A 1,475-nucleotide genomic window follows, 5' to 3' on the forward strand; every position below is an offset into this window, starting at 1 on the left:
GCAATACCGGTGTTTTAGGGCTTCACTCGTGGGGTTGGGGCTGTTTTGGTGGGCTCGACGAGGGTGATGACGGGGGTGTCCGGGCGAGGCGGGTTGTTGTGTTCGGTGCGTTTGAGTGCCCAGTTGGACATTTTGCGTTTGATCACTCGCGGGTTGGACCGTAACCGTCGTGGTTCCAGGAGACGTTCGGTGATTTCATGCAGGGTCTGCGTCAGCGCCTTGGTGAGCCGGGAGGGGGGAAAGCCCCGCCTGGCTGGTGGTCTGCCGGCGGACGACGCGCAAGGTGCGGGTGAAGGACATCCGGTCCGGGTCCTCTCTCTCCAGCTGGGCCGCCTGGTGCATGAGGTCGCGCAGCGCGTGATGCACCAGGAGGAACGCGAAGATCTCCTGCTCCACCCCGGCCGGATGCTGGGAGCGCAGGACGAAGCGGGGACCGCCCAGGTGGGTTTTGATCTCATCGAGGGTGGTCTCGATCTCCCAGCGCTCGGCATAGAGCGCGGCCAGTTCCGTGGCCGGTGCGGTGGCCGGGTCCAGGAGCGTGGTGACCAGCCGGTAGACGGTGCCTTCTCCACGTGGGCCCAGGGTGTATTCGATCACGCGGACCGGTGCCGGGTCAGCTCGCCGGTTCTTGTCCCGGGCGGCAACGATCTCCGACAGGTAGGAGCCATCGGGCAGCGCGGTCACCACGGGCAGGACCGCGTTGCTCCTGACCCGCCACAGCAGGTCCGCGCCGGTCGCCGCGGCGGCCTGCCACAGGTCGAAGCCGAGGAAGCCCCGATCTGCCAGGAGCAGCATTCCCCTGGTCAGCGAGGGGAACAGGCGGCGGGCCAGGGCCGTCTCGTGCACCGCCAGCGGCGCGACGTCGGCGGCGAACACGGCGTGGGTACCGCACTCGACCAGGGCCACGGCCCTGGCCTGCGGATACGCGCTCCTGCCCTGCCCACGCCCCGTTCCCGGCCGCCCGAAGAAGGCGGCGTTCGCCTCCGTATCGGGAAGGTCGAAGGTCGTGCCGTCCACCGATACCAACCGCAGACCCCGAAACCAGGCTCCCGGCGTCGCCGGGACCGCCACGGGCCGGCAGACCCGGGCGAACAACGCCTTCACCGGTTGTGCCCCCAGCCGGAGCCGGGCCCGTCCGATCGCCCCGCTGGTGGGTACCCGCCACGTCTTCGACCAGCGGCGTTCCCGTTCCAGGCCCTGGGTGAGAAGCCGTCCGACCTCCTCATATCCCTGCCCCGAGAACAGGCACATCGCCAGCACGAAATACATCACCACCCGTGCGGGAAGCAGGCGCCGACGTTCCTCCGTGCGTCCGCACCCCGCCACCACCTCATCCACCAGCTCCGGCGGAAACGCACGCGTGAGCACTCCCAGAGCGATGCGATCCGAAAACCGATCACTCTCAACTGCCTTCAACTGTCCTGGCCTTGGCACACCAACTCAACGAGCCAGCACCTGCAAAGTCACCGGTATTG

At 67.9% G+C, this 1,475-nt stretch carries 1 protein-coding gene; it reads right to left on the minus strand.

What is annotated here, in order from left to right; all coding sequences use genetic code 11:
* Positions 1-195 precede the first annotated feature (195 nt).
* Positions 196-1,434: an IS4 family transposase gene (locus ACIPEK_RS46660; RefSeq protein WP_402009131.1), complete on the minus strand. Its 1,239-nt coding sequence runs from the start codon at positions 1,432-1,434 to the stop codon at positions 196-198.
* Between the last annotated feature and the right edge of the window lie 41 nt (positions 1,435-1,475).

Source organism: Streptomyces sp. NPDC088246, from assembly GCF_044741025.1.
In the GTDB taxonomy this organism is placed as follows: domain Bacteria; phylum Actinomycetota; class Actinomycetes; order Streptomycetales; family Streptomycetaceae; genus Streptomyces.